The sequence below is a fragment of the Spirillospora sp. NPDC052242 genome, assembly GCF_040679555.1.
Lineage (GTDB): Bacteria > Actinomycetota > Actinomycetes > Streptosporangiales > Streptosporangiaceae > Spirillospora.
This window is the reverse complement of record NZ_JBFAUZ010000066.1, coordinates 21000-46530: the sequence shown is the minus strand read 5'-3', so window position 1 is coordinate 46530 and position 25531 is coordinate 21000. Positions and strand designations below refer to the sequence as shown.

Genomic DNA, 25531 nt, shown 5'->3' with positions numbered 1-25531 from the left:
CCTCGGGGGTGATCCGGCCTGCCGGCCGAATCGTTAAAGGCACTGGCTTTTAACACGCTGTTGAGTTCTCAAGAAACGGACACCCACCGCGCTCGACCGGCTTTCGTCGGTCTCGGCCCCGGGGCGACTTCTCTTACTTTATCGGTTCCGGCCGGTTTGTCAATTTCCGGCTTTTCCCGATGCCTTTCGGGTTCCGCTTGCGCGGTTCCTTCCGGGCGGTGTCGCTATTTCATCAGATCCGGCCGGTTTGTCAAAATCGGCTGTTTCCGACCCACCGTGGGACCCCGGGCACGGCGAAGCCGCTCCGGCGGAGTCTGGTCGGTGGTTTCCCCGGTCGGCCGGCCGCCGCTCGGGCGTCCTGCATCCGTAAGGGGACGAGGGGTTAACTTACGCGGTCGGGTCGGCGACGTCAAATCGGCGCGCGGGGGCCTTCGCCGAGGCCGGACGGACCGTGCCTCAACTGTGTTGAGGGGGACGTTTACCTGCTCAGGGGGAACCAGGCATGCTTGTTGACCATCTACTTGATGGAAACCCAGCCCACAGGGAAGGAACCACATGAGCTACTACCCGCCACCCGCCCCCGGTGGTCCCGGTTCGTACGGCGTCCCGCCGGCGCCGCCGCCGAACCACCTGGTGTGGGCCATCCTGACGACGCTGTTCTGCTGCCTCCCGGCCGGAGTCGTGTCGATCGTCTTCGCCGCGCAGGTCAACGGCAAGTGGAACAGCGGTGACCACGCGGGCGCCATCGCGGCTTCCAAGAACGCGAAGACCTGGGCGATCGTCTCGGCGATCGTCGGCGTGGTCGTCGGCGTCATCTACTTCATCTTCAGCGTCGCGCTCGCCAGCAGCAGCACGACGTACTGACGGATGACTCAGGAGCATCGGCTCGCCCCGCCCCGGCGGGGCGGGCCCTCGCCCGATCGTCACGGCGCGTCCCGCGGTCTGACCGCGGCGGCGCGCCGTCTGCTCTCTCCCCTGGGGGTCGCGGTGCTGGCCGTCGGGGCGGCCGGGTACGTCGCCGCGGTCGACCCGAACGAGCAGGGCCACTATCCGACGTGCCCGTTCCTCGCGCTGACCGGCTACCAGTGCCCGGGGTGCGGAGCGCTGCGCACCGTGCACGCCGTGGCGCACGGGCAGCTCGGTGAGGCCGTCGCGCTGAACGTGTTCACGGTCACGATGCTGCCCGTGCTGGTCTTCTTCTGGGTGCGCTGGGCCGTCGCGCGGGCCCGGGACCGCCCCACCCGGACCAAGGCGGCCGACTCGCGCCTGATCTGGGCCTTCTTCGCCGTCGTGCTCGTCTTCTGGGTGGTGCGCAACCTCCCGTTCGGCGCGGCGCTCGCCGCCTGACACCGGACGCGGCCGCCGTTCGGCCCGCCCCTACGCTCGGACGGTCACAGGGGAAAGGAACGGACATGAGCGACAACGGACGCGCACTCGTGCTCGGGGGCGGCGGCGTGGCGGGCATCGCGTGGCTGACGGGCGTGCTCACCGGGCTCGCCGACGAGGGGACGGACGTGACGGACGCCGGTCTGCTGATCGGCACGTCGGCGGGTTCGGTCGTCGCGGCGCAGGTCGCCGGGGGGACGCCAGTCGCGGAGCTGTTCGAGCGGCAGGCGGACGCGGGGCTGCAGAACCGGGAACCGGCGCCGTCGGGCGTCCACGAGTTCGCGGAGGTCTGGACGCGGCTGGCGTCGGAGCTGGACGACCGCGTCGAGCTGCGGCGCGCGATCGGGGCGCGGGCGCTCGCCGCGGAGACCGTCCCGGAGGACGAGCGGCGCGCGGTGATCGCGGGACGGCTGCCGGTGCACGCGTGGCCGGCGCGGCCGCTGCTGGTCACGGCGGTGAACGCGCTGACCGGGGAGCCGCGGGTGTTCGACCGGGAGTCGGGCGTCGAGCTGGTGGATGCGGTCGCGGCGAGCTGCGCGGTGCCGATGATCTGGCCGACGGTGACGATCGGCGGCGTCCGGTACATGGACGGCGGGGTGCGTTCGGCGGTGAACCTGGACCTGGCGGAAGGGTGCGGGCGGGTGCTGGCGCTGGCCCCGCTGGACGACGGCACGCTGGACGAGCAGGTCGCCGGGATGTCGGGGAAGGTGGAGGTGGTGCGTCCCGACGAGGCGTCTCTCGCGGCGTTCGGGTCCGATCCGCTGAACCCGTCGGCGCGGACGCCGTCCGCCGAGGCGGGACGCGTGCAGGGGCGGGCCGTCGCGGCGGCGGTCGCGGCGTTCTGGGAGTAGGCCGTGCGGCCCGCGGCGGGTTCCGCCGCGGGCCGGGGCGTCAGCTCGCGGGGGCCTTCTCGGCGTCGTCCTCGGGCGGGGGCGTGCGGGCGAGCACGTTGAACACGAGGTTGAGGACGATCGCGGAGATCGCGCCGAGGGTGATGCCGCTGTTGAGGATCGCGGAGATCTCGCGGGGCATCTGCGCGAAGACCTCGGGCGCGGCGGCGGGGAGCAGGGCGAGCGCGATGCTGACCGCGACGACGAGGGCGTTGCGTTCCTGCCGCAGGTCGACCTTGGAGAGGGTCTGGATGCCGACGACGCCGACCATGCCGAACATCGCGACGGCCGCGCCGCCCAGGACGTCCGGCGGGATGGACGCGACGTAGCCGGCGGCCTTCGGGAACAGCCCGAGGACCATCATGATCACGCCGGCGGCGACGACCACGAAGCGGCTGCGGACGCCGGTGAGGCGCACGAGACCGACGTTCTGCGCGAAGCAGGTGTAGGGGAAGGCGTTCAGGACGCCGCCGAGGAAGGTGGAGACGCCGTCGGCGCGGAGCGCGCGGGTGATGTCCTCGTCGCCGACCTCCTTGCCGACGATCTCGCCGGTGGCCTTGGAGTCGCCGACGGTCTCCACGACGGTCACCATCATCACCAGCAGCATCGCGACGATCGCGCCGATGTGGAAGGTGGGCATGCCGTAGTGGAAGGGGGTGGTGACGCCGATCCAGTCGGCCTCGCCGACCTGGTCGAAGGTGGTGTCGCCGAGCGCCCAGGAGACGAGGGTGCCGCCGACGAGGCCGAGGAGGACGGCGATGCTGCTGAGGAACGGGCGGTGCATCCGGTAGACGGCGAGGATGAACAGCAGGGTGCCGCCCGCGTACAGGAGGTGCTTCCAGCTGCCGAAGTCCTCGGCGCCCGCGCCGCCCGCGGCGTCCTTCAGCGCGTTCGGCAGCAGGATCAGGCCCATGATCGTCAGGACGGTGCCGGTGACGAGGGGCGGGAAGAACCGCAGGAGGCGGCCGAGGAACGGCGCGGCGATCAGCGTGACGATGCCGGCGGTGATCGTGGCGCCGTAGATGGCCAGGAGCCCGGCGGTGGCGTTCTCCGCGCCCTGCCCGATGGCGATCATGGGGGCGACGGCGGTGAACGTGACGCCCTGGACGATGGGCAGCCGGACGCCGACGCGCCAGAAGCCGAGCGCCTGGATGATCGAGGCGATGCCGCAGGTGAACAGGTCGGCGTTGATGAGGTAGACGAGCTGTTCGTCGGACAGGCCGATCTGCCCGGCGACGAGGATGGGGACGATGACCGCGCCGGCGTAGAAGGCGAGGACGTGCTGGAACCCGTAGAGGGCGAGCTTGGGGACGGGGAGCACCTCGTCGACGGGATGCCTGCGCGGTCCTGCTTCGGACATGCGTGTGTCGCCTTCCGGGGTCGGTGTGCCGGGCGCCCCGCGTTGACCTGTGCGGATGCGCCGATTCCGACGGCCGAACATACCGGCCTGCACCGGTTCGTCCCGAAACCGCCCCCGGTCGGCGCCGGGGGCGGCGCGCGTCAGGCGGGGTCGGTGAACGCGGGCGGGCGCTTCTCGAAGTAGGCGCGGACGGCCTCGGCCTGGTTCGGGGTTCCGCGCAGGGCGCCGAGTTCGCGGGACTCCTCGAGGAACTGGCCGGCGAGGTCGCGGTCGGCGGCGCGGTTGAGCAGCCGTTTCGCGGCGCGGACGGCGTCGGGGCTGTTCCCGGCGATCTCGCGGGCGAGTGCGGTGGCGGCGGCGTGCGGGTCGTCGGCGGTGCGGGTGGCGAGGCCGATGCGGACGGCGTCCGTCCCGGTGATCATACGGCCGGTGAAGGTGAGCTCCTTGGCGACGTCCTCGCCGACGAGCCGGATGAGCGCGGCGGTGCCGGTCATGTCGGGCACCAGGCCCCAGCGGATCTCCAGCACGGACATCTTCGTGTCGGGGGCGACGATGCGCAGGTCGGCGCCCAGGGCGATCTGGAGGCCGCCGCCGAGCGCGTGGCCGTGCACGGCGGCGATGACGGGCTGGGGCAGTTCCCGCCAGGTGTGGACGGCCTGCTGGCCGAGGTTGGTGATGCGGCCGGGCGCGCGGTCGGTGATGTCGGACGGGCCGCCGGAGCCGGCGGACGCGTGCTCGGCCATGGCGGCGAACGCGGCGAAGTCGAGGCCGGCGCAGAAGGCGCGGCCCTCGCCGGACAGGACCACGGCCCGGACGGACGGGTCGGCGGCGAGGGCGTCGCCGGTCGCGGCGAGCGCCTCGAAGGTGGGCAGGTCGAGGGCGTTGAGCTTGTCGGGACGGTTGAGCCGCACGTCGGCGACCCCGTCGTGGACCTTCACGGTGACGCGTTCGGTCATGCCGTTATCCCTCCTGCGAGATGTCTCCGGCGATCATTCCAGTCGGTCGCGGAGCCAGGCCAGGGCGACCTCGCCCTGGGCGTGCTGGAAGGCGCGGAGGGTGGGCAGGCCGGGGGGCGGCGGCTGGAGGCCGCCGTGGACGAAGAATCCAGCGACGGCGGCGAGGACGGCGGTGACCGCGCGGTCGTCGGCGGACGCGGCGAGGGGGTGGGCGGCGAAGGCCTCCCCGGGCGGCGGGCCGCCCTGGAGGCGGACGCTCGGCAGCATCGCGAGGAGGTCGAACCAGGGCGCGGACAGGCACGCCCAGGGCCAGTCGACGACGACCACCCGGTCGGGGGTGAGCAGGATGTTGTCGGCGCGGACGTCGGCGTGCGCGAGGGTGTCGCCGGCGACGGCCGTCCCCCAGGACGCCTCGAGTTCCGCGAGTTCGGGGAGGTGGGCGCGGGCCCAGGGGTCGAGCCCGTCGAGCCCGTCGCGGCCGGGGTCGGCGGCGAGGAGCCGCCAGCCCCGGAAGGCGGGGCCGAAGCGTTCGGCGGCCGTGGGCGCGTCGATGGGGGCGGGCGTCATCGCGGCGGCGAGGTCGCCGAGGGCCGCGAGGACGCGGGCGAGTTCGGCGGCGTCCCAGGGTTCGCGGGGCGGTGCGCCGTCGACGTCCTCGAAGACGAGGGTGACCCAGCCGTCCCGGTCGAAGGATCCGAGCAGTCTCGGGACGGGCGCGGACCGGGGCAGCGCGGCGGCGATCCGCGCCTCCGCGCGGTGGATGCCGGGCGAGTCGGGGTTGAGCTCGGCGCCGACGGACTTGACGAACGCGCGGCGCCCGTCGTCGAGCCGGAGGCGGGCGGCGACGCCGGGCGAGTATCCGCCGGGCTGCGTGGCCGCCTCGGCGACGCGGCCGCCGAGCAGGGCCTCGACGTCGGCGCGGACGTGGTCGGGTGTCTTCTCCCACGGCAACCGGGTCATCCCGGCATTGTGCCGTGCGGCGGTCAGGTGACGGGAACGATTTCGGCGCGGGCGAGCCGTCCGTCGCGGACGTCGAGGAGGCCGAGGGTGCCGTGGGGCTGGCGGCGCCGGTCGGTGGGCGAGCCGGGGTTGAAGATGCGGACGCCGTCGCCGGTCTCGTCGAGCGGGATGTGGGAGTGGCCGAAGACGACGAGGTCGGCGCCGGGGAACCAGCGGCGCATGCGGGCGGTGCGGCCGCGTTTCTGGCCGCTGTCGTGCACCATCGCGACGGCGAGGCCGTCGAGGTCGAGTTCGAGGCGTTCGGGGGCGCCCCAGGCGGCGACGTCCGGGCGGTCGTTGTTGCCGAGGACGGCGTGGACGGGCGCGTACTGCGCGAGTTCGTCGAGGACGGACGCGACGCAGACGTCGCCCGCGTGCAGGATGACGTCCGCGCCGCGCAGGTGCTCGGCGACCCGGGGCGGGCACGACTTCCAGTACCGGGGCGCGTGGGTGTCGGAGATCACGACCGCTCGCACCGTTCCATTGTGTCACCGGGGCCCGGTGATTTTGCGCCGGGCCGGTCCGGACACCGGTGGGAAAGAACTGTAAGCGCGATGTCATTACGGTGCGCTGACCTGCGGGGTTAGGCTCGTGGTCCTCGCGTTCGCCGGTGCGGCCGAACGCCCCCGGCCGTCCCGCGGCGACCCGGTGCGCGAGGATCGGGGCGGCCGGGCGCCGCGGGCGGAAAGCCACTCCCTTGCTCCGGCCCCGGCACCCGGCCGCCCGCCCCGCGCTACTCGGTGAGGTAGAGCTTCTGGTCGAAGACGCCGGAGCCGGGGGCGCTCTCGCCTCGGGCGACGGCGGTGCCGGTGCCGGTGCCGTCGGACGGGCAGAGGAAGTCGCTGCCGGGCTTCTTCACGAGGGTGATGTCGGTCGCCTCGCCCTGGGCGTCGTCGACGCCGGGGAGGGGGCGGTTCGGGTTGTCGCGGTTGTAGACGTCGAAGGACAGGCCGTCCTCGCCGTCGGTCTGGAAGCCGTAGTTGCAGGTGCGGACGCGGCCGAGGAACTCGCCCCGGAGGCTGACGGTCAGGTCGCCGTCGATGGTGAGGGTGCCGTCGCGGCCGCCGGGGATCGGGTCGTGGGCGACCCGGCCGGTGTTGGCGGGGAGTTCGCCGAGGTCGGTGGGCGGGGAGCTGAGGCCGTTGGACGTCGCGCAGGCGCCGATGGACGCGGACGTCAGCGCGCCGGCGCCCGCGGATTCGACGGTGCCGCGCAGTTCGGCGCCGTCGCACGTGCCGGTGACGGTGACGCCGAGGAACACGACGGAGAATTCGAGCGGGCCGACGGTGGAGACCTGCCAGGCGCCCGAATAGGGCGCGCCGGTGGCGGTGCCGGCGCGGACGGTGGTGGTCGCGGCGGCCGCTGGGCCGGCCGCGAGGGTCACGGCGGCGGACGCCGCGACCAGGGGCGCGGTGATTCTGCCGAGAGCTTTCACGGGGTCACTCCTCGGTGAGGCGTTCTGCTTCCGCGCACGGCGCGGCGCCGTGCGCGGCCCCCTCGCGCGGCCGGGGGTCGCCGTGACCGCGCGGATTACAGATCGTTTCTACCTCGGTGATCCCTGGTTGCAAAGGGCGCCGGGCGATTATTTTTACATTCTGTATTCCATTGATAAGCGCACACGGATGATCACTCAGTCATCGGCGGATAAAGCGTTCCAATGCACCTTTCCGCCTTCCGGGCATTTCCGTCAGCGGCGCTGCGGGACGCCCTGGACGTCCGGGTTCGCGCAGTGGACGAGGGGTTCGCCGCGCAGGTGGCGGGCGACGTCCCGGGCGACGATGCGGGCGGCGTTGGCGGCGGTCTGCTTGCTGGCGCCCGCGAGGTGCGGGGTGACGATGACGTTCGGGGTGGTCAGCAGGCGGGAGCCGGCGGGGACGGGTTCCTCGGGGAAGACGTCGAACGCGGCGGCGAACAGGTGGCCGGTCTCGACGGCGTCGCAGACGGCCTCGTAGTCGAGGAGGGAGCCGCGCGCGCAGTTGACGATGACGGAGCCGGGCGCCATCGCGGCGATCTCCCGGGCGCCGATCATCCCGGTGGTCTGCGGGGTCGCACGGGCGTGCAGGGAGACGATCTGCGCGCGCGCCAGGAGTTCTTCGAGGGTGACGAGTTCCGCGATGCCCGCGAGGTCGTCCAGGCCGTCCAGGTACGGGTCGTGGACGAGGACGCGGGCGCCGAGCGCGGCCAGCGCCCGGGCGACGCGGCGTCCGACGGCGCCGCAGCCGACGAGGCCGACGGTGCTGCCGAGCAGTTCGATGCCGACGTCGTCGTAGCGGTAGTAGTCGCCGCGCCAGCGGCCGCCGGTCAGGTCGACGTGGGTCTGCGGGATGCGGCGGACGGCGGCGAGGATCAGCCCGAGGGTGTGCTCGGCGGTCGCGTCGGCGTTGCGTCCGGGCGCGTAGCAGACGGCGACGCCGTGCTCGGTGGCGGCGTCCAGGTTGGCGTTGACGGGCCCGCCCCGGGTGATGCAGAACAGCCGCAGGTCCGGGGCGTTCTCCAGGATCCGGCGGGTGAGCGGGGCCATCTGGGTGACGCAGACCTCGGCGCCGCGCAGCGCCTCGATGAGCTGGTCCTCGGTGCCGGACGCCTCGTCGACCTCGGCGACCCGGCCGAACGGCTCGACGGGCCACGGCAGGGTCAGCTCGGCGAACTCGAGGTCGGCGGCGGGGCCGCCGCCGGGGCCGTCCGCCGTCTCGGCGCGGAGCGCGTCGACGAGGAGGCGGTTGAGGACGAAGTGGTCACCGGCCGCGAGGACGCGGGTCGTCATTGCTGGCTCCAGGGAACGAGCGATCGTTCGATCGCGGTGTTGAACTCCAGGAGGGCGGCGTCGCCGTCCCGGAGCCGTATCTCGGTCAGTGCGCAGTTGCCCAGCGACGGGAAGCGCCGCCGGTAGTCCTTGAGGGGGACGCCCAGCAGCGCGCAGAGCGCGAGCCGGATCGCCGTCGAGTGCGCGACGACGAGGACGCGGCCGCCGGTGTGGGCGGACGCGACGTCGTGCAGGGCGGCGGTGAAGCGGGCCGCGGCGCGGGCCGGGTCCTCCCCGCCGGGCAGGTGCCCGGCGACGGGGTCGGCGAGGAAGGCGCGCAGGGCGTCGGGGAACTTGCGGTCCATGTCGGCGCGGGTGAGGCCCTCGCCCTCGCCGAAGTCGAGCTCGCGGAGCCGGCCGTCCACCCGGACGTCGGTGCCGAGCGCGGCCGCGGAGGCGGCGGCGGTCAGCCGGGCGCGGGACAGGTCGGACGACCACACGGCGTCGGGCCGCGCGAGGAGCGCCCACGCGGCGAGCAGCCGGGCCTGGTCGCGTCCCCGGGCGGTCAGCGCGACGTCGCTGATCCCGGCGTAGCGGTTCTCCGCGTGCCATTCGGTCTCGCCGTGGCGGACGAGGACGATGCGGGTCATCGGCGTGCACCTTTCATGCCGGTCCTTTCCCGTGCACGGTCGGCGGTGGCCGCCGGTAGCCAGCCGCGCCGTTCGAGCTCGCCGACGAGCCGCAGGTAGGCGTCGTCGAAGCGGCCGGCGCGGTCGGGGCGCGGGTCGACGACGGTGCGGACGGCGACCATGCGGGCGGCGACCTCGGCGACCGGGCGCCCCGGGGACGCGGCGAGGACGGCGGCGCCGAGGGCCGACTCGGACCGGCGGGGCAGCACGACGGGCCGTCCGAGCACGTCGGCGCGCAGCTGCACCCAGTAGGGGCTGCGGGCCGCTCCCCCGGTCAGCGTGAGGTCGCCGCCGGTGGGGGCGCCGAGCAGGTCGAGGTGGTCGAAGCACAGCCGTTCGATGTAGGCGACGCCCTGCAGGACGGCGGCGTAGTCGTCGGCCTCGTCGCCGGTGCCGCCGAGCCGGAAGCCGCGGGCGTCCGGCGCGAGGAACGGGAAGCGCTCCCCGGCGGGGACGAGCGGGTAGGCGAGCGCCGCGGCGGGTTCGCGGGACGCGGCGCGGCGGTCGAGGTCGGCGAGGTCGCGGCCGGGGAAGTCGCGGGTGAGGGCGCCCGCGCCGGTGCTGGAGGCGCCGCCGGGCAGCCAGCGGCCGTCGGGGGCCTTGTGCGAGTAGACGGCGCCGAACGGGTCGTGGACGGGCCGGTCGGTGACGCCCTTGAGGACGAGCGTGGTGCCGAGGACGGAGTTCCACGAGCCGGGGGTGAGGCGGCCGGTGCCGAGCTGGGCGGCGCATCCGTCGGTGGCGCCGGCGACGACCGGGACGCCCTCGGGGATCCCGGTGGCGGCGGCCGCCGCGGCGCAGACGGTGCCGAGGGGGGTGCCGGACCGTTCCAGCGGCGGCAGCAGGCCGTCCGGGACGCCGAGCGCGTCGAGGACGTCCCCGGGCCAGCGTTCGGCGATCAGGTCGGCGCCGGTCTTCAGCGCGTTGGACAGGTCGGCGGCGACGGGGTGGCCGGTGAGGCGCCGGTTGACGAAGTCGGCCTGGTGGGCGAGGCGGGCGCCGTCCGGCAGGTCGGGGGCGTGCTCGAGCAGCCACAGCAGCTTCGGGAGCGCCCAGGCGGGCTGCATCCGCTGGTAGCCGAGGCTCCGCCACAGCTCGGCGCCCGCCTCGTTGACGCGGTCGACGTGCGCGGCGGCGCGCGTGTCGTCGTACATGAGCGCCGGGGTCAGCGGGTTCCCGTCGCGGTCGGTGAGCAGGATCGTCCCGGACGTCGCGTCGACCGCGACGGCGCGGACGGCGCCGGGCGGGACGTCCCGGAGCGCCTGCGCGCACGCGGCGGCGACGGCGTCCCACCAGTGCTCGGGGTCCTGCTCGTGGCGGGGCCCGTCGCGGCGCCCGGTCAGCTCGGCGCCGCCGGCCCCGGCGACGTCCCCCGCGGCGGTGACGGCGAGGGCGCGCGCGCCCTGCGTGCCAAGGTCGATCCCGAGCCAGACGTCGTCGTTCACGAGTTCCTTTCGGCGGTGCGGGCCCGCGCGGACGCGAGGGCGGGCCATGCGGTCGCCGTCGCGGCCCGGACGTCGAGGAAGTCGCGGTAGGCGTCGGCGTAGTGCGCGGCACGGGCGGGGTCGGGTTCGTGGACGTCGCCCGCACGGACGTGCGCGGCGGCCGCGGCGCCCGCGTCGGCGGCCCGCCCGGTGGCGAGCAGGCCCACGAGGAACGCTCCGCGCGCGCCCGCCTCCGTGTCGGCGGACCGGACGACGGGAACGCCGGTGGCGTCGGCGAGCATCGCCAGCCACACCGGGCTCGCGGACCCGCCGCCGCTCACCCGCAGCTCGGTCGGGCGCGTCCCGGCGGCGGTCAGGCAGTCGCGGACGACCAGGCTGAGGCCCTCGAGGACGGCGCGGGCGATGTCCGCGGCGGTGTGGTCGACGGTCAGGCCGTGCAGGCCGCCGCGCGCCGCCGGGTCGAGGAACGGGGCGCGCTCCCCCGCGGGCGACAGGTACGGCAGGAACACCAGCCCGTGCGCGCCGGGCGGTGCGGCGGCGGCGAGTTCGGCGAGTTCGCGGGGGGCGCCGAGGCCGAGCAGCCGGCACGCCCAGTCGACGACCTGGCCGCCCGCGAGCGTGGGGAACGCCCGCAGGAACCGGCCGGGCAGGCCCATCGCGACGGTCAGCCCGGACGGTTCGCCGGTCAGGTCGGGTTCCTCGACGACCGTCTCGGTGCACAGCGTCGTCCCGAGGATGGTGCACGCCCGTCCCGTCTCAACCGCGCCGACCCCGATGGCGGTGGACGCGATGTCGTAGGGGGCGAGGACGACCGGGAGCCCGGCGGGCAGGCCGAGCGCGGCGGCCGCGCCGGGGGCGAGGGGCGCGGCGCGGTCGCCGTCGTCGCGCGGGTCGGGCAGCAGCGGCCGCGCCCATTCCATGCCGTAGCGGCGCAGCAGGTCGTCGGACGGGCGCCGGGTGCGGACGTCCATGAACGGGGCGGACGCGTCCGAAGCGTCCATCGCGATCTCTCCGGTGAGCCGGGAGAAGATCCAGCCGCCGCAGGTGAGGACGGCGGCCGTCCGGTCGAGCCGGGCGGGGTCGTGCGCGCGCAGCCAGGTCAGGATCGCGTTGGGCAGGCCCGCGAACGTCAGCGACCCGTTGACGCGGAACGCGTCCGCCAGCACCCCGGCCCGCTCCCATTCCGCGACGACCGGGGCGGCGCGGCCGTCGTTCCACAGGATCGCCGGGCCGGCCGGGTCGCCCGCGCGGTCGACCGGCCAGCAGCCGTCGCCCTGCGCGGTCAGCGCGAGGTACTCGACCGCGCCCGGCAGCTTCGGGAGGATCTCGCGGACGGCGTCCGCGACCGCCCGCCACACCGATTCCATGTCCTGTTCGGCGTACCCCGGACGGGGCCGGCTCACCTCGGTCGGGCGCCGGGCGACGGCCAGTTCGGTGCCGTCGGCGGCGTACCCGACCGCCTTGATCATCGTGGTGCCGGCGTCGACGCAGATGACGGCCATCGCGCTCCTCCCCTAGGCCCGGCCGTGCGAGCGGCGGGACCGGCGGGCGGCCGAGTCCAGCGCGACCGCCAGCATCAGCACCGCGCCGGTGACCATGAAACGGTAGGACGAGTCGAGGTTCAGCAGCGTCAGCCCGTTCGAGATCGACTGGATGACGACGATGCCGAGCAGCGCGGCGAACGCGCCGCCGCGCCCCCCGAACAGGCTCGTCCCGCCGATGACGGCGGCGGCGATCGCGTTCAGGTTGACGTCGCCGGTGCCGCTGCTCTGGTTGGCCGCCGCGAGGCGCGACGCCGCCAGGACGCCGCCGAGCGCGGCGAGCGACGTGCACAGCACGAACGCCGACGTGTAGATCCGCTGGACGTCGATGCCCGCGCGGCGGGCCGCCTCGACGTTGCCGCCGACCGCGTACAGCGACTTGCCGTACTTCGTGCGGGACAGGGCGTAGTGCGCGGCCAGCACCAGGCCGAGGAAGAGGACGAACATCCAGCCGACGCCGCGGTCCCGGTTGAGGTACCAGACGGCGAGCCCGAGCCCGGCCAGCAGCGCGACGCTCCGCAGGATCAGCGTCCGCTCCCCCGTGGCGGGCAGTTCCGCGCGCCGCCGTTCGGCCGCGCGGAGGTGGCCCGTCCAGTAGAGGGCGGCGGCGCCCGCGGCGACCAGCGCGTACGCCAGCCACGGCGGGACGAACGCGAGCTGCGCGAACGTGACCGGCCAGGAGTCGAACGGCAGGTTGATCGAGCCGTTGGGGCCGAGGATCCACAGTTGCAGGCCGAGGAAGCCGAGCAGCCCGGCGAGGGAGATGACGAAGCTGGGCACGCCGAGCCGGTTGAAGACCTGCGCGTAGCACCAGCCGACGGCGGCGCCGAGCGCGACGGCCGCGAGGATCGCGGTCCACGCCGGCATGCCCCGGTCGACGAACAGGACGGCGGTGACGGCGGCGCTGAGCCCGCTGATCGATCCGACCGACAGGTCGATCTGCCCGACCAGCAGCATGAACACGACGCCGAGCGCGATCACCCCGACGGGCACGCACTCCAGCAGCAGGTTCACGAGGTTCGCGCTGGACAGGAAGATCGGGTTGAGGATCTGCATCACCGTCCAGATGACGACGAGCCCGGCGACGACCGGCGCGACGCCGAGGTCGCCGCCGCGCAGCCGGGCCCCCGCGGCGGCGAGCCGGGCGCGGGGGCCGCCGTCGCCGGGCGTCCCGGCCGGTGCGGCCGTCTTCGCGGGCGGCGCCGCGGCGGCGTCGCGGGTGGTGGTGTCACTCATCGTCGGTCCCCTCGTCTCCCGTCCCCGCCGCGGCGCCGGCCCGGGCGGCCGCGCGGGCGGCGGTACGGCGCGCCACCACGTTGTCGCCGGCGCCGGTGATCGCGGCGACGAGTTCCTCGCCGGACGCGGTCCGGGCGTCGAACACGCCGTTGTTGCGGCCGAGGCGCAGCACCGCGACGGTGTCGGCGACGGCCTGCACGTCCGCCATGTTGTGGCTGATCATGATGACGCCGTGGCCGCGCTCGCGGAGCCGCTCGATGAGGTTCAGCACCTCGGCGGTCTGCGCGACGCCGAGCGCGGCGGTCGGCTCGTCCAGAATGATGATCTTCGGGTCGCCGAGCAGCGAGCGGGCGATCGCGACGGTCTGCCGCTGGCCGCCCGACAGCGCGGCGACCGGCACCTCCACCGCCGGGATCTTCGCGGAGAGCTGCGCCAGCAGTTCCCGGGCCCGGACCTCCATCCGGACGTCGTCGAGCCGGAGCGCGCGCAGCTCGCGGCCGAGGAACAGGTTCTCGATGACGTTGAGGTTCTCGCACAGCGCCAGGTCCTGGAACACGGTGGCGATGCCGAGCTGCTGCGCGGCGGCGGGGGTGGGGACGGTCACCTCCCGCGACTCGAACGTGATGGTGCCCGCGTCCGGGCGGTGCACCCCGGACAGGACCTTCACGAGCGTGGACTTCCCGGCGCCGTTGTCGCCGACCAGGGCGACGACCTCGCCGGCGGAGACGTCCAGGGAGACGTCGGTGAGCGCGGCGACCGCGCCGAACGACTTGCTGATCCCGCGCAGCGACAGCAGGGGGCCCGCCGCGCCGGCGGTGGGGGTGGGCGATGGTGACATGGCGAACCTTCGAACGGGAGCGGCCGGCCTACTGGATGCCGAGTTCGGCGCACTCGGCCTTGTACTCGGCGGTGCACGCCTCGGCGGCCTTCAGCGGCCCGCCCGGACCGAACAGGACCTCCTTGATGTTCTCCCGGGTGACGACGGTCGGGGTGAACAGCTCGGAGGGGGTGTCGAAGAGGGTGGTGTTGCCCTTGGGGGTCTCGCCCTGGACGAACTTGTGGGCGGCGACCGCGGCGGCCTCGGCCACCGTCTTGATCGGCTTGGAGATGGTGTTGTACTGGTCGCCCTTGATGATCCGCTGCGCGGCGGCGAGCTCGGCGTCGTTGCCGGTGACCGGGGGCACGTCCTCGCCCGCGGCCTTGAACGCGGCGATGGTGCCGCCGGCCGTCCCGTCGTTGGCGGCGACGACGCCCGCGATCTTCCCGCGGAACTTGCTGATCTGCCCGCTGACCCATTCCTGGGCCTTGCTGGGCTGCCAGCCGGGGGTGTCGTACTCGGCGAGCAGCTCGAACCCGCCGCCGTCGACGGAGCCGTGGATGCCCTTCTTGATGAGGCCCGCGGCGGCGTCGGTCGGCGAGCCGTTCACCTGCAGGATGCCGCCCTCGGCGTCCTCGGCCTTGAGGTGGTCGACGAGCGACTTGCCGATCATCGCGCCGATCTTCTCGTTGTCGAACGAGACGTAGTAGTCGGACTTCGCCTTGGGGATCGGCCGGTCGTAGGCGATCACCTCGACGTCGCGCGACTGCGCCATCCGGACGATCGACGCGGCGGCGGCCGAGTCGACGGGGTCGATGACGATCACCGAGACGCCCTGGGCGAGCGCGGAGGTGGCCTGCTGCTGCTGCTTGGCCGCGTCGGAGTCGGCGTTCTGGTAGAGCACGGAGCAGCCGCCGCACAGCTCCTTCATCTTCGCCTTGAACAGCGGCGCGTCGTACAGCTCGTAGCGGGTCGAGGCGAGGTCCGGCATGAGGAACGCGATCTTCGCGTCGTCACCGCCGCCGCCGGATCCGGAGCTCTGCGACGCGCAGCCGGCGGCGGGGGCGAGCACGGCCAGCGCCGCGCCGATCGCGGCGGCCGTCCGGAGGGGGTAGGTCTTCACTGGGGGTTCTCCTCGGTGCCACGCCCGTGATGAAGGGCGACTGAGCCGGTGCGGCGGCCGTCCGGCCGGAACGATCGGGCCGCCGCGAGGAGAACGTAACACCAACAACGTTAGAAGTGTCAATACTCGACTGTTAATTAACACTCGAATACGTGATTTAGATGGTCGATGCATGGCGAAGCGGCAGGTCACAGGTCCATACCGGTCATGCGAAGAACGGCGGAACGCGCCCGCGGGAGGGCGGCCCGCACACCGCCGGCCGGGGCGGTCAGCGGCGGCGCGCCGCCACCTCGTAGCGCACGTTGTGCCGGTCGAGCTCGCCGAGCGCCTCCGCGGACGCCCCGTCGTCGACGATGACCCGCTCGAAGTCGCCGAGCGGCGCGACCCGGTGCAGCGCGGTCCGCCCCAGCTTCGTGTGGTCCACCAGGAGCACGTTGCGGGCGGCGCTGCGCAGCATCGCGCGCTTCACCACCACCACGTGCTGCTCCTGGTGGCAGGCGTTGCCGTTGGAGATCGCCGAAGTCGACACGAAGCACAGGTCCACCTGCAGCGACTCGATCGACTCGACGCACGACACGCCCATGAACGAGTTGTGCAGGGGGTCGTAGTCGCCGCCGAGCGCGATCAGCTTGAGGCCCTGCACGGGCGCCAGCAGGTTCAGCCCGTCCAGGAAGTTCGTGACGATCGTCAGCGGGCCGGCGTCCTTGAGCCGCCGCGCCACCGCGAGGGCCGTCGTGGAGTCGTCCAGCATGATCGCCATGCCGGGTTCGACGAGCTCCATCGCCCGGTCGGCGATGGCCTCCTTCTCGTCGCGCTGTGCCCGGCCCCGGTACCCGACGCTGCTCTCGAAGACGCCGGAGCGCTGCGCGGTGACGCCGCCGCGGAACTTGCGGACGATCCCCTGCCGCTCGAGTTCGTCGAGGTCGCGGTGGATCGTCATCAGGCTGACCCCGAACCGCTCGGCGAACTCGGCGGCCGTGGCCGAGCCGTGCGCGAGCACGGTCTCGGCGATGGCGTCCTGGCGCAGGGAGGGGCCCCGCCGGGTGCGTTCGCTCATGCCGCTCCTCCGTCCGGACGCCGGGAGGTGCTCCGCAGCCTCGGATGACAGGGGAGTAGTTAACACCACGAGTGTTAACTACTCAAGACCCGTCGACGGCGGGCGGCGTCAGCCCAGCTGGACGCCGAAGAACAGCGCGACGAGCGCGCCCACCGCGCCCAGGGCGCCCCACGCGGCGAGCCCCGCCTTGGACGTCGCCCGCGCGTGCAGGAACGCCGCGACGCCCGACAGCAGCACGAACGCCATCTTGACGTTCAGGGTCATCTGGGCCTCGTCGCTCATCTCGCCGGACGTCATGTTCCAGATCCCGGTGAGGACGAGCACGCCGAACGCGGGCCACGCGATCAGGTTGAAGCGGCGCGCGGCGACCTTGGTGACGCCGTCGAATCCGCGCAGCGCGGGGACGAGCGCGCCGAGCACGATCTGCCCGCCGACCCACACGGTCGCGGCGAGCACGTGCAGGAACAGCCGGACGTCGGCGAGCGTGACGCTGAGCACAGGGGCCTCCCGGGGCGAGGCGGCCGCGCCGGGTGCCGCGCGGCCGTGACCTGGACGATCTTTCTTGCGGAACGCTATCGCCCGCCCGCGCGGCGGCCCGCCCGGGGCCGGGTGTGGCGAGGCGCACAGCCTTAATCGGACTTTTCGATTCCTATTTGAATCTAGGCTCCCGGCCATGCACCTGACTCAGTCGACCGACCTGGGGCTGCGCGTCCTGATGTCGCTCGGCGCGGGGACCGGCCGCCGGTCCGCCGCCGAGCTGGCCGACCGGCTGAGCGTGCCGCCGCAGCACATGGCCAAGATCGTGCAGCGGCTGCGGCGGCACGGGTTCGTCGAGACGGCCCGGGGGCGCGGCGGCGGCGTCGTGCTCGCGCCCGGTGCCCGCGAGGCGACGGTCGGCGCGATCGTCCGGGCCCTGGAGGGCCCCGGCGAGGTCGTCGACTGCGACAGCCCGCCGTGCCCGCTGCGCGGGGGCTGCCGGCTGCGCGGCGCGCTGCGGGCGGCGCAGGAGGCGTTCCTCGCGTCGCTGGACGGCGTCCGCCTGCGCGATCTGGTGGCCGATCCCGCCGAACCCCTCCTGTTGTCACTCGCGCGCCCCGCCCCGCCCGTCCCGGACGCCGGCGGGCCGCCCCCAGAGGAAGGCTGATGATGCTGTCGTCCGACCACGCCGAGACGGTCCGGGCCACGCTGCCCGCGGTCGCCGCCCACGGTGTCGAGATCACCGGCACGTTCTACGACGCGATGTTCGCCGCGCATCCGGAGCTGCGGAACCTGTTCAACCAGGGCAACCAGGCCAACGGCGAGCAGCGGCAGGCGCTCGCGGGCTCGGTGGCCGCGTTCGCGGAGCACCTGGTGACGCCCGACTCCGGCGTCCCCTTCCAGCAGATCATGTCGCGGATCGCGCACAAGCACGCCTCGCTCGGCATCCGGCCGGAGCAGTACACGATCGTCGGGCGCCACCTGCTCGAGGCGGTGGCGGAGGTGCTCGGCGACGCGGTCACGCCTGAGGTGCACGCGGCCTGGTCGGAGGTGTACTGGCTGTTCGCGACGCTGCTGATCGCCGAGGAGGCGCGGCTCTACCGGGACGCGGCGTGCGACCCGGCGGCGCCGTACCGGACGTGGCGGGTCGTGGAGCGCCGGGACGAGGCGCGGGACGTGATCTCGCTCGTGCTGGCGCCCGCCGACGGCGGCCCCGTACCGGCCCACCGGCCCGGCCAGTACGTGAGCGTCGCGGTCACCCTGCCGGACGGGCTGCGGCAGCCGCGCCAGTACACGCTCTCGCGCGCGTCCGCCGACGGCACCGCGCAGATCACCCTCCGCCGGGTGCGCGGGACGGACGGCGCCCCCGACGGCGCCGTGTCCACGTACCTGTTCGAGCACGCGGCGGCCGGGACCGAGCTGGAGGTCTCGGCGCCGTTCGGCGACGTCGTCCTGCCGGACGAGGAGGACCCGCTCGTCCTGATCAGCGCGGGCATCGGCATCACCCCCGCCGCCGCGATGATCGACCGGCTCGCGGACGCGGGCACCGGCCGGCCCGTCCTGGCCGTCCACGCCGACCGCTCCCCCGCCGCGCACGCGCTGCGCGCGCAGATCGCGGACGCGGGCCGCCGGATCCCCGGGTTCCGGCAGGTCACCTGGTACGAGGAGCCCGGCGACGCCGCCGACGGCGGGGACGGGGACGTCCGGCGCGGGCTGCTCGACGTCGCCGCGCTCGACCTGCCGCCGAAGGCCCGGGTGTTCATGTGCGGGCCGCTGCCGTTCCTGCGGGAGACGCGGCGCGGCCTGCTGGACGCGGGCGTCTCGGACGAGCGCGTCCACTACGAGGTGTTCGGCCCCGACCTGTGGATCCGCTGAGCCGGATCAGCCCACGCGCTCCCATCCCCGGCGGGGTGGGAGCGCCCCCAGTCGCTCGTCGCGGCTGCGGTAGACGATGTAGGGGCGCGTCAGGTAGCCGACGGGGGCGGTGAGCATGTGCACCAGGCGGGTGAAGGGCCAGATCGAGAACAGCAGGAGCGCGCTGAGCGCGTGCAGCTGGAACAGGATCGGGACGCCCGTCATCAGGTCGGGATCGGGCTGGAAGTAGAAGATCGACCGGAACCACGGCGAGACGGTCGTGCGGTAGTCGTAGCCGCCCTCGACGATGTTCGCGACGACCGTCGCCGCCAGTCCCAGCAGGATCGTGCCGGTCAGCACCGCGTACATCAGCTTGTCGTTGCGGGTCGTCGCGGAGAACACGGGACCGACCGTCCGGCGCCGGTAGATGAGGATCGCCAGGCCCGCGAGCGTGCACACCCCGGCGATGGTGCCGAGCACCACCGCGATCACGTGGTACGCCGTCTCGCTCACCCCGGCGGCGTCCGTCCAGCTCTCCGGAACGAGCAGCCCGCCGATGTGGCCCACCAGCACGACCAGGACGCCGAAGTGGAACAGCGGGCTGCCGATGCGCAGCAGCCGGCTCTCGTAGAGCTGCGACGAGCGGGTCGTCCAGCCGAACTTGTCGTAGCGGTACCGCCAGACGTGCCCCAGGATGAAGATCGCCAGGGCGACGTACGGCAGCGCGACCCACAGCAGGACGGCGTCCACGCCCGGTTCGGCGTTCTGCGCGGCGAGGCTGTTCATGGGGCTCCTCCTGGAACCACGGGATCCGGTAGCAGGACGGGCCCGCTGGCCGGGGCGTCCGCCCCGTAGGGCGCGAGGCCCACCTCCTCCTCGGGCGGGCCCTCGGCGACGAGCCGCGCGACGGCGTCGCGGTCGCGGCCGGTGAGCGGCGGCAGCGTCGCCGACACCGCGTCGAGGACGCCGGTCCAGGGCGATTGCGCCTCGGTGAGGGCGAGGCGGAGCAGTTCGAGGCCGGCGCGGTGTTCGAGGAGGAGGCGCCGTCCTTGGTCGAGGTCGCCGGTGGCGGCGAACTCCAGCACGACCGCGAGATGGTCCGGCAGCTCCCCGTCGTCGAGTTCCAGACCGGCCGCGCGGTAGGCGTGCTTGAAGCGCAGCAGGGCCATGCCCCGCTTCCGGGTGTCCCCGTGCACGTAGTACGTCAGGTAGAGGCAGCAGCGCCTGCGGTGGTCGAACGTGGCGACGTAGTCGGCCTGCAGGTCGCGCAGCGGCGTCGCGTCCAGGTGATCGAGGACCGCACCGAGGCGCGTCCCGGCGTCGGCGGGCAGGCTCGCGGCGGCGCGGCGCAGCAGCGGGCGGCGGGCGAGCAGTTCCTCGTCCGGATAGCCGAGCAGCAGCGACGCCGCCTGCCAGGCCGTGACGAGCTCGGCGTCGCGCCACCCGGACGTCCCCGGCCGCCTGCTCCTCCGGCGCCTCACGGTTTCGGCTCCGTCTCGGCGGCGCCCGAGTCGGCGGGCGGATTCCCGTCCCCCGGGCCCTGACCGCCCTCGCGGGGCGGGAAGAGCCCGGCGGGCGCGCCCTTGCCGTCCCAGTTGAGGAGGTTGACGCGTTCGTGCTTGTCGGCGGGGTCGACGGAGCTGTCGGCGGTCTGGCGCTGCCGCAGCATGTGGAAGTTCTCGACGGCGATCGGCGGAGCGCCGCCGGACGCCTCGCCGAACGGGCCGGATCCGCCGCCGAGCCCCGCACCGCCCATTCCGGGTCCGCCTTCGTAGTCCAGGGCGCATTCGGTGGCGAGTTCTTCGAGGCCGTGGGCTTGTTCGGCGTGCGCGGGCGGGATGACGTACCGCTCGTCGTATTTGGCGAGGGCCAGCAGCCGGTACATGTCGTACATGGATTCGCCCGACATGCCCACTCCCTGCGGAATGCCGTCGTCGGGGTCGCGGCCGAGGTTGATGTCGCGCATGTAGGCGCGCATGGCGGCCAGGCGGCGCAGGACGGCGTCGACGGGTGCGGTGTCGCCGGCGGTGAACAGCTCGGCGAGGTATTCGACGGGAATGCGCAGGGCGTCGATGGCGCCGAACAGGTTCCCGGCGTTCTCGGCGTCGTGGCCGGTGTCGCGGACGACGTCCACCACCGGCGACAGCGGCGGGATGTACCAGACCATCGGCATCGTCCGGTATTCCGGATGCAGCGGCAACGCCACCTTGTAGGTGTTGATGAGCGCGTAGACGGGTGAGCGTTGGGCGGCTTCGATCCAGTCGGCCGGGATCCCGTCGCGTTCGGCGGCGCGGACGACTTCGGGGTCGCCGGGGTCGAGGAAGACGTTGCGCTGTGCCTCGTACAGGCCGGTGTCGTCCGGTGTCGATGCTGCCTCAAGGACGCGGTCGGCGTCGTAGAGGACGAGGCCGATGTAGCGGAGGCGTCCGACGCAGGTTTCGGAGCAGACGGTGGGGATGCCGACTTCGGTGCGGGGGAAGCAGAAGGTGCACTTTTCGGCTTTGCCGGTGCGGTGGTTGAAGTAGACCTTCTTGTAGGGGCAACCGGACACGCACATGCGCCAGCCGCGGCAGCGGTCCTGGTCGACCAGGACGATGCCGTCCTCGGTCCGCTTGTAGATCGCGCCGGACGGGCAGGAGGCGGCGCAACTGGGGTTGAGGCAGTGCTCGCAGATCCGGGGCAGGTAGAACATGAAGGTCTTGTCGAACTCCATCTTCACCTTGCCGGAGATCTCCGCGAGGACGACATCGCGGTCCCCGTGCTCGAGCGAGCCGCCCAGGTCGTCGTCCCAGTTCGCCGACCACGACACCTTCATGTCCTTACCGGACAGCAGCGACTTCGGCCGCGCGACCGGCGAGTTCTCCTGCAGTGGCGCGCTGGTGAGGGTCTCGTAGTCGTAGGTCCAGGGTTCGTAGTAGTCGTCGATCCCCGGGAGCTTCGGGTTCGAGAAGATCGTCACCAGCTTCCGCAGCCGACCGCCCGCCTTCAGCGTGAGCCGTCCGCGTTTGTTGAGGGTCCAGCCGCCGCGCCATTTGTCCTGGTCCTCGTAGCGGCGCGGGTAGCCCTGGCCCGGACGGGTCTCGACGTTGTTGAACCAGACGTACTCGACACCGCTGCGGTTCGTCCACGCCTGCTTGCAGGTGACCGAGCAGGTGTGGCACCCGATGCACTTGTCGAGGTTCATCACCATCGACATCTGCGCCATCACGCGCATGGCTAGTACGTCACCTCCTGAGACCGGCGCCGGATCACCGTCACCTCGTCACGCTGGTTACCGGTCGGACCGAGATAGTTGAACGCGAACGACAACTGCGCATACCCACCGATGAGGTGGCTCGGCTTGATCAGCAGACGGGTCAGGGAGTTGTGGATGCCTCCCCGGCGGCCGGACGTCTCGGCGATCGGGACGTCGATGAGCCGGTCCTGGGCGTGGTACATGTACACGGTGCCTTCGGGCATCCGATGGGAGACCACTGCCCGGGCGACGACGACGCCGTTGCGGTTGACGGCCTCGATCCAGTCGTTGTCGCGGACGCCGATCTTGGCGGCGTCGATCCCGCTCATCCAGATCGCCGGGCCCCCGCGCGACAGCGACAGCATGAACAGGTTGTCCTGGTACTCCGAATGGATCGACCACTTGTTGTGCGGGGTGAGGTACCGGACGGCCAGCCCCAGCTCGCCGGTCTCGCCCGGCCGGGGCTCACCGAACAGTGCGTGCATGTTCAGCGGTGGCCGGAAGACCGGTAGCTGCTCGCCGAGTTCGGCGATCCAGTCGTGGTCGAGGTAGAAGTGCTGCCGCCCGGTCAGAGTGTGCCAGGGCTTGCGGCGTTCGACGTTGACGGTGAAGGGCGAGTAGCGGCGGCCGCCGCTCTCCGACCCCGACCACTCCGGCGAGGTGATCACCGGCACCGGACGCGCCTGGGTGTCGGCGAACGTGATCCGCGTGCCCTCGTGCTCGGCCGCCAGATCCGCCAGCCGCGTACCCGTGCGCCGCTCCAGCGCCCGGAACCCCTCGACCGCCAGACGACCGTTCGTGGTGCCCGACAGCGCCAGGATCGCCTCGCAGGCGTGCACGTCCCGCCGCAGCGACGGACGTCCGTCCGCCGGACCACCGCGCACGGCGCCGTTCTTGTCGCGCAGGTAGGCGACCTCGCGGTCGGGGCGGAACGTGACGCCCTTGGTGGTGGCGCCGAGGCGTTCCACGAGCGGGCCGAGCGCGCCCATCTTCGCTCCGACGGCCGGATAGTCGCGCTCGACGGTGACGAGTTTGGGCATCGTGACGCCCGGGATCGGCTCGCACTCCCCCTTGGCCCAGTCGGCGACCCGGCCGTGCGGCGTCGCCATCTCGTCCGGCGTGTCGTGCAGCAGCGGCGCCGCGACGACGTCCGTCCGGACGCCGAGATGCCGTTCGGCGAGCGTGGAGAACGCGGCGCCGATGGCCTGGAAGGCGGCCCAGTCGCTCCGGGTCTGCCAGGGCGGGGCGATCGCGGGGTTGAACGAGTGGACGAACGGGTGCATGTCGGTCGTGTTGAGGTCGTGCTTCTCGTACCAGGTCGCGGCGGGGAGCACGATGTCGGAGTAGATCGTCGTGCTGGTCATCCGGAAGTCGAGGGACAGCAGCAGGTCGAGCTTCCCGGCGGGGGCCTCGTCCCGCCACACCACCTCCTTCGGCCGGGCGTCGGGGCCGGCCTCTTCGGCGCGGAGGGACGACTCGGCGCCGAGCAGGTGCTTGAGGAAGTACTCATTGCCCTTCGCCGACGACCCGAGCAGGTTCGACCGCCACACCGTCAGGATCCGGGGGAAGTTCTCCGGGGCGTCGGGGTCGTCGCACGCGAACTTGAGGCGTCCGGCCTTCAACTCCTCGACGACGTGGTCCGCCACGGGCCGTCCGGCCGCCTCGGCCTCGTCGGCGAGGTCGAGCGGGTTGCGGTCGAACGTCGGGTAGGACGGCATCCACCCCAGCCGCGCGGACTGCGCGATCACATCGGCCGTCGACCGTCCGGCGAGCGTGCCCGCGCCGGTCGTGGCCGACAGGGTGTCGGCACCGAACGGGTCGTAGCGGAACTGGTCGGTGTGCAGGTAGAACCACGCCGTGCCGATCATCTGGCGGGCGGGACGGGACCAGTCGAGGCCCATCGCCAACTGCGTCCAGCCGGTCAGCGGACGGCATTTCTCCTGGCCGACGTAGTGGGCCCAGCCGCCGCCGTTGACGCCCTGGCAGCCGGTCAGCGTCGTCAACGCCAGGAACGTCCGGTAGATCGTGTCGGAATGGAACCAGTGGTTCGTCCCCGCACCCATGACGATCATCGAACGGCCGCGCGTCTCCTCCGCGTTGGCCGCGAACTCCCGCCCGATCCGCGCGGCGGCCCGCGCGGGCACGCCGGTGATCGCCTCCTGCCATGCGGGCGTCCCCGGCTCGGCGGCGTCGTCGTACCCCGACGGCCACGAGCCCGGCAGGCCGGGACGTCCCACCCCGTACTGCGCCAACATCAGGTCGTAGACGGTCGTGACCAGGTGGCCGCCCACCGAACGCACGGGGATCCCGCGCCGGAGGGTGCCGGGTGAGCCGTCGAGGGCGTCGAAACGGGGCAGCTCGACCTCGACGGCGTCGCCGCCGATGCCGCCGTCGGGAACGTCGGCGACCGACAGCAGCGGGTCGGTGTCGCCCAGCTCGAGGTTCCACCTGCCCTCGCCGGACTCGCCGAACCGGAAGCCCAGCGACCCGTTCGGGACGAACGGCCGTCCGGTCGCGGCGTCCATCATCACGGTCTTGAACGCCGCGTTCTCCGACCGGGCCTCGGCGCCGGGCAGGTCGGCGGCGGTGAGGAACTTCCCCGGACGCCAGGGACCGTCGCCGGCCCGGTCGAGGCGGACGAGGAACGGCAGGTCGCTGTACCTCTTGACGTAATCGACGAAATACGGGACCTGCCGGTCGACGAAGAACTCCTTGAGCACCACGTGCCCCATGGCCATGGCCAAGGCGCCGTCGGTACCGGGCTGGGCGGGCAGCCACTCATCGGCGAACTTCACGTTGTCGGCGTAATCCGGGGAAACCGCCACGACCTTCTGGCCCCGATACCGCGCCTCGGCCATCCAGTGCGCGTCCGGAGTGCGGGTCACCGGCAGGTTCGAACCCCACATCACCAGGTAGCCCGCGTCCCACCAGTCGCCCGACTCCGGCACGTCGGTCTGGTCGCCGAACACCTGCGGGGACGCCACCGGCAGATCGGCGTACCAGTCGTAGAACGACAGCATCGTCCCGCCGATCAACGTGACGAAACGAGCGCCGGACGCATGCGACACCATCGACATCGCCGGAATCGGGGAGAACCCGGCGATCCGGTCGGGACCGTGCGCGGCGATCGTGTGGACGTGCGCCGCGGCGATCATCTCCACCGCTTCGTCCCACGACGCCCGCACCAGACCGCCACGACCCCGCGCGTCCTTGTACCGGCGGGCCTTCTCCGGATCGGAGACGACCTCCCGCCACGCCGCGACCGGGTCGCCGGTCCGCGCCCGCGCCTCCCGGTACGACTCCAGCAGCACACCCCGCACATACGGATACCGCACCCGCGTCGGCGAATACGTGTACCAGGAAAACGACGCACCCCGCGGACACCCTCGCGGCTCGTACTCCGGGCGATCCGCACCCACCGACGGATAATCCGTCTGCTGCGCCTCCCACGTGATGATCCCGTCCTTGACGTACACCTTCCACGAACACGAACCCGTGCAATTCACCCCGTGCGTCGACCGCACCACCTTGTCGTGCGACCACCGATCCCGATAGAACGCGTCCGCGGCCCGGCCGCCCTTCCGCGTCAACGTCCGCAGATCGGGCGACACCTCCGCCCGGGTGAAGAACCGGCGGGTCCGGACGAGGGCGTCTTCCAAGGGGCCGTCCAGGCCGGACCGGCCGTCGCGCGCGCTCACCGTTGCGTTCCCCTCCGTCGGCTGC

The 25531-nt window shown here is 73.0% G+C and carries 23 protein-coding genes; 5 read left to right on the top strand and 18 right to left on the bottom strand.

What is annotated here, in order from left to right; genetic code table 11:
- Window positions 1–555: 555 nt before the first annotated feature.
- The 3 genes from AB0L25_RS37000 to AB0L25_RS36990 all read left to right on the top strand — a co-directional run bounded on the left by AB0L25_RS37000 (window position 556) and on the right by AB0L25_RS36990 (window position 2237).
- Window positions 556–864, top strand: coding sequence for a CD225/dispanin family protein (locus AB0L25_RS37000; protein WP_034517076.1), 309 nt, complete (start codon window positions 556–558; stop codon window positions 862–864).
- Window positions 865–867: 3 nt separating this feature from the next.
- Window positions 868–1347: a DUF2752 domain-containing protein gene (locus AB0L25_RS36995; RefSeq protein ID WP_500177788.1), complete on the top strand. Its 480-nt coding sequence runs from the start codon at window positions 868–870 to the stop codon at window positions 1345–1347.
- A gap of 65 nt (window positions 1348–1412) precedes the next feature.
- On the top strand, window positions 1413–2237 hold the full coding sequence (locus tag AB0L25_RS36990; RefSeq protein WP_500177786.1) for a patatin-like phospholipase family protein: 825 nt from the start codon (window positions 1413–1415) through the stop codon (window positions 2235–2237).
- A gap of 40 nt (window positions 2238–2277) precedes the next feature.
- On the opposite strand, the gene AB0L25_RS36985 is transcribed toward AB0L25_RS36990, so the two are convergent.
- From AB0L25_RS36985 to AB0L25_RS36920, 14 genes are all read right to left on the bottom strand, one after another.
- Window positions 2278–3636 carry a nucleobase:cation symporter-2 family protein gene (locus AB0L25_RS36985; RefSeq protein ID WP_500177784.1) on the bottom strand — a complete coding sequence of 453 codons (1359 nt, stop codon included), beginning with the start codon at window positions 3634–3636 and terminating at the stop codon, window positions 2278–2280.
- Window positions 3637–3776: 140 nt separating this feature from the next.
- A complete protein-coding gene (locus tag AB0L25_RS36980) occupies window positions 3777–4592 on the bottom strand; it encodes a crotonase/enoyl-CoA hydratase family protein (RefSeq protein WP_500177782.1) in 816 nt (271 codons plus the stop codon).
- Window positions 4593–4625: 33 nt separating this feature from the next.
- Window positions 4626–5552 carry a phosphotransferase gene (locus AB0L25_RS36975; RefSeq protein ID WP_500177781.1) on the bottom strand — a complete coding sequence of 309 codons (927 nt, stop codon included), beginning with the start codon at window positions 5550–5552 and terminating at the stop codon, window positions 4626–4628.
- A gap of 23 nt (window positions 5553–5575) precedes the next feature.
- Window positions 5576–6067, bottom strand: a complete 492-nt coding sequence (locus AB0L25_RS36970; protein ID WP_500177779.1) for a metallophosphoesterase family protein — start codon at window positions 6065–6067, stop codon at window positions 5576–5578.
- Window positions 6068–6324: 257 nt separating this feature from the next.
- A complete protein-coding gene (locus AB0L25_RS36965; RefSeq protein ID WP_500177777.1) occupies window positions 6325–7026 on the bottom strand; it encodes a hypothetical protein in 702 nt (233 codons plus the stop codon).
- A 252-nt stretch (window positions 7027–7278) separates the two neighbouring features.
- Window positions 7279–8355 carry a 2-hydroxyacid dehydrogenase gene (locus AB0L25_RS36960; protein WP_500177776.1) on the bottom strand — a complete coding sequence of 359 codons (1077 nt, stop codon included), beginning with the start codon at window positions 8353–8355 and terminating at the stop codon, window positions 7279–7281.
- Complete coding sequence (locus AB0L25_RS36955; RefSeq protein WP_500177774.1) at window positions 8352–8984, bottom strand: histidine phosphatase family protein; 633 nt, start codon at window positions 8982–8984, stop codon at window positions 8352–8354. Before AB0L25_RS36955 ends, AB0L25_RS36960 begins: the two co-directional genes overlap by 4 nt.
- The gene (locus AB0L25_RS36950; RefSeq protein ID WP_500177772.1) at window positions 8981–10468 is read right to left on the bottom strand and encodes an FGGY-family carbohydrate kinase; all 1488 of its coding nucleotides are present in this window, start codon (window positions 10466–10468) and stop codon (window positions 8981–8983) included. The genes AB0L25_RS36955 and AB0L25_RS36950 overlap by 4 nt, the downstream gene beginning before the upstream one ends.
- The gene (locus tag AB0L25_RS36945) at window positions 10465–11970 is read right to left on the bottom strand and encodes an FGGY family carbohydrate kinase (RefSeq protein ID WP_500177770.1); all 1506 of its coding nucleotides are present in this window, start codon (window positions 11968–11970) and stop codon (window positions 10465–10467) included. Before AB0L25_RS36945 ends, AB0L25_RS36950 begins: the two co-directional genes overlap by 4 nt.
- 12 nt (window positions 11971–11982) lie before the next feature.
- On the bottom strand, window positions 11983–13245 hold the full coding sequence (locus AB0L25_RS36940) for a sugar ABC transporter permease (RefSeq protein WP_500177768.1): 1263 nt from the start codon (window positions 13243–13245) through the stop codon (window positions 11983–11985).
- A complete protein-coding gene (locus AB0L25_RS36935) occupies window positions 13238–14083 on the bottom strand; it encodes an ATP-binding cassette domain-containing protein (protein WP_500177766.1) in 846 nt (281 codons plus the stop codon). The genes AB0L25_RS36940 and AB0L25_RS36935 overlap by 8 nt, the downstream gene beginning before the upstream one ends.
- A 28-nt stretch (window positions 14084–14111) precedes the next feature.
- Window positions 14112–15185: an ABC transporter substrate-binding protein gene (locus AB0L25_RS36930; protein WP_500177764.1), complete on the bottom strand. Its 1074-nt coding sequence runs from the start codon at window positions 15183–15185 to the stop codon at window positions 14112–14114.
- A gap of 268 nt (window positions 15186–15453) precedes the next feature.
- Window positions 15454–16242, bottom strand: coding sequence for a DeoR/GlpR family DNA-binding transcription regulator (locus AB0L25_RS36925; protein WP_500177763.1), 789 nt, complete (start codon window positions 16240–16242; stop codon window positions 15454–15456).
- Between the two features lie 108 nt (window positions 16243–16350).
- Window positions 16351–16740: a hypothetical protein gene (locus AB0L25_RS36920; RefSeq protein WP_378303830.1), complete on the bottom strand. Its 390-nt coding sequence runs from the start codon at window positions 16738–16740 to the stop codon at window positions 16351–16353.
- A 175-nt stretch (window positions 16741–16915) separates the two neighbouring features.
- Here AB0L25_RS36920 and AB0L25_RS36915 point away from each other — a divergent pair, with 175 nt between their 5' ends.
- Window positions 16916–17386 carry an RrF2 family transcriptional regulator gene (locus AB0L25_RS36915; protein WP_500177760.1) on the top strand — a complete coding sequence of 157 codons (471 nt, stop codon included), beginning with the start codon at window positions 16916–16918 and terminating at the stop codon, window positions 17384–17386.
- Entirely contained in the window at window positions 17386–18594 is a 1209-nt protein-coding gene (locus AB0L25_RS36910) for a globin domain-containing protein (protein WP_500177759.1), read from the top strand. The genes AB0L25_RS36915 and AB0L25_RS36910 overlap by 1 nt, the downstream gene beginning before the upstream one ends.
- Before the next feature lie 6 nt (window positions 18595–18600).
- Here AB0L25_RS36910 and narI read toward each other — a convergent pair whose 3' ends face one another.
- The 4 genes from narI to AB0L25_RS36890 are packed head-to-tail and all read right to left on the bottom strand — an operon-like array spanning window position 18601 to window position 25506.
- A complete protein-coding gene (narI, locus tag AB0L25_RS36905; protein ID WP_500177757.1) occupies window positions 18601–19359 on the bottom strand; it encodes a respiratory nitrate reductase subunit gamma in 759 nt (252 codons plus the stop codon).
- Window positions 19356–20054 (bottom strand): nitrate reductase molybdenum cofactor assembly chaperone, encoded by a 699-nt coding sequence (narJ, locus tag AB0L25_RS36900; RefSeq protein WP_500177755.1) that lies wholly within the window; start codon window positions 20052–20054, stop codon window positions 19356–19358. The genes narI and narJ overlap by 4 nt, the downstream gene beginning before the upstream one ends.
- Entirely contained in the window at window positions 20051–21787 is a 1737-nt protein-coding gene (narH, locus tag AB0L25_RS36895; protein ID WP_500177753.1) for a nitrate reductase subunit beta, read from the bottom strand. Before narH ends, narJ begins: the two co-directional genes overlap by 4 nt.
- Before the next feature lie 2 nt (window positions 21788–21789).
- Complete coding sequence (locus tag AB0L25_RS36890) at window positions 21790–25506, bottom strand: nitrate reductase subunit alpha (protein WP_500177751.1); 3717 nt, start codon at window positions 25504–25506, stop codon at window positions 21790–21792.
- Between the last annotated feature and the right edge of the window lie 25 nt (window positions 25507–25531).

Bases quoted from the DNA above. Each gene is read 5' to 3' on its own strand.
- AB0L25_RS37000 (WP_034517076.1), top strand. From the start codon at position 556: ATGAGCTACTACCCGCCACCCGCCCCCGGTGGTCCCGGTTCGTACGGC.
- AB0L25_RS36995 (WP_500177788.1), top strand. From the start codon at position 868: ATGACTCAGGAGCATCGGCTCGCCCCGCCCCGGCGGGGCGGGCCCTCG.
- AB0L25_RS36990 (WP_500177786.1), top strand. From the start codon at position 1,413: ATGAGCGACAACGGACGCGCACTCGTGCTCGGGGGCGGCGGCGTGGCG.
- AB0L25_RS36985 (WP_500177784.1), bottom strand. From the start codon at position 3,636: ATGTCCGAAGCAGGACCGCGCAGGCATCCCGTCGACGAGGTGCTCCCC.
- AB0L25_RS36980 (WP_500177782.1), bottom strand. From the start codon at position 4,592: ATGACCGAACGCGTCACCGTGAAGGTCCACGACGGGGTCGCCGACGTG.
- AB0L25_RS36975 (WP_500177781.1), bottom strand. From the start codon at position 5,552: ATGACCCGGTTGCCGTGGGAGAAGACACCCGACCACGTCCGCGCCGAC.
- AB0L25_RS36960 (WP_500177776.1), bottom strand. From the start codon at position 8,355: ATGACGACCCGCGTCCTCGCGGCCGGTGACCACTTCGTCCTCAACCGC.
- AB0L25_RS36955 (WP_500177774.1), bottom strand. From the start codon at position 8,984: ATGACCCGCATCGTCCTCGTCCGCCACGGCGAGACCGAATGGCACGCG.
- AB0L25_RS36945 (WP_500177770.1), bottom strand. From the start codon at position 11,970: ATGGCCGTCATCTGCGTCGACGCCGGCACCACGATGATCAAGGCGGTC.
- AB0L25_RS36940 (WP_500177768.1), bottom strand. From the start codon at position 13,245: ATGAGTGACACCACCACCCGCGACGCCGCCGCGGCGCCGCCCGCGAAG.
- AB0L25_RS36935 (WP_500177766.1), bottom strand. From the start codon at position 14,083: ATGTCACCATCGCCCACCCCCACCGCCGGCGCGGCGGGCCCCCTGCTG.
- AB0L25_RS36925 (WP_500177763.1), bottom strand. From the start codon at position 16,242: ATGAGCGAACGCACCCGGCGGGGCCCCTCCCTGCGCCAGGACGCCATC.
- AB0L25_RS36915 (WP_500177760.1), top strand. From the start codon at position 16,916: ATGCACCTGACTCAGTCGACCGACCTGGGGCTGCGCGTCCTGATGTCG.
- AB0L25_RS36910 (WP_500177759.1), top strand. From the start codon at position 17,386: ATGATGCTGTCGTCCGACCACGCCGAGACGGTCCGGGCCACGCTGCCC.
- narI (WP_500177757.1), bottom strand. From the start codon at position 19,359: ATGAACAGCCTCGCCGCGCAGAACGCCGAACCGGGCGTGGACGCCGTC.
- narH (WP_500177753.1), bottom strand. From the start codon at position 21,787: ATGCGCGTGATGGCGCAGATGTCGATGGTGATGAACCTCGACAAGTGC.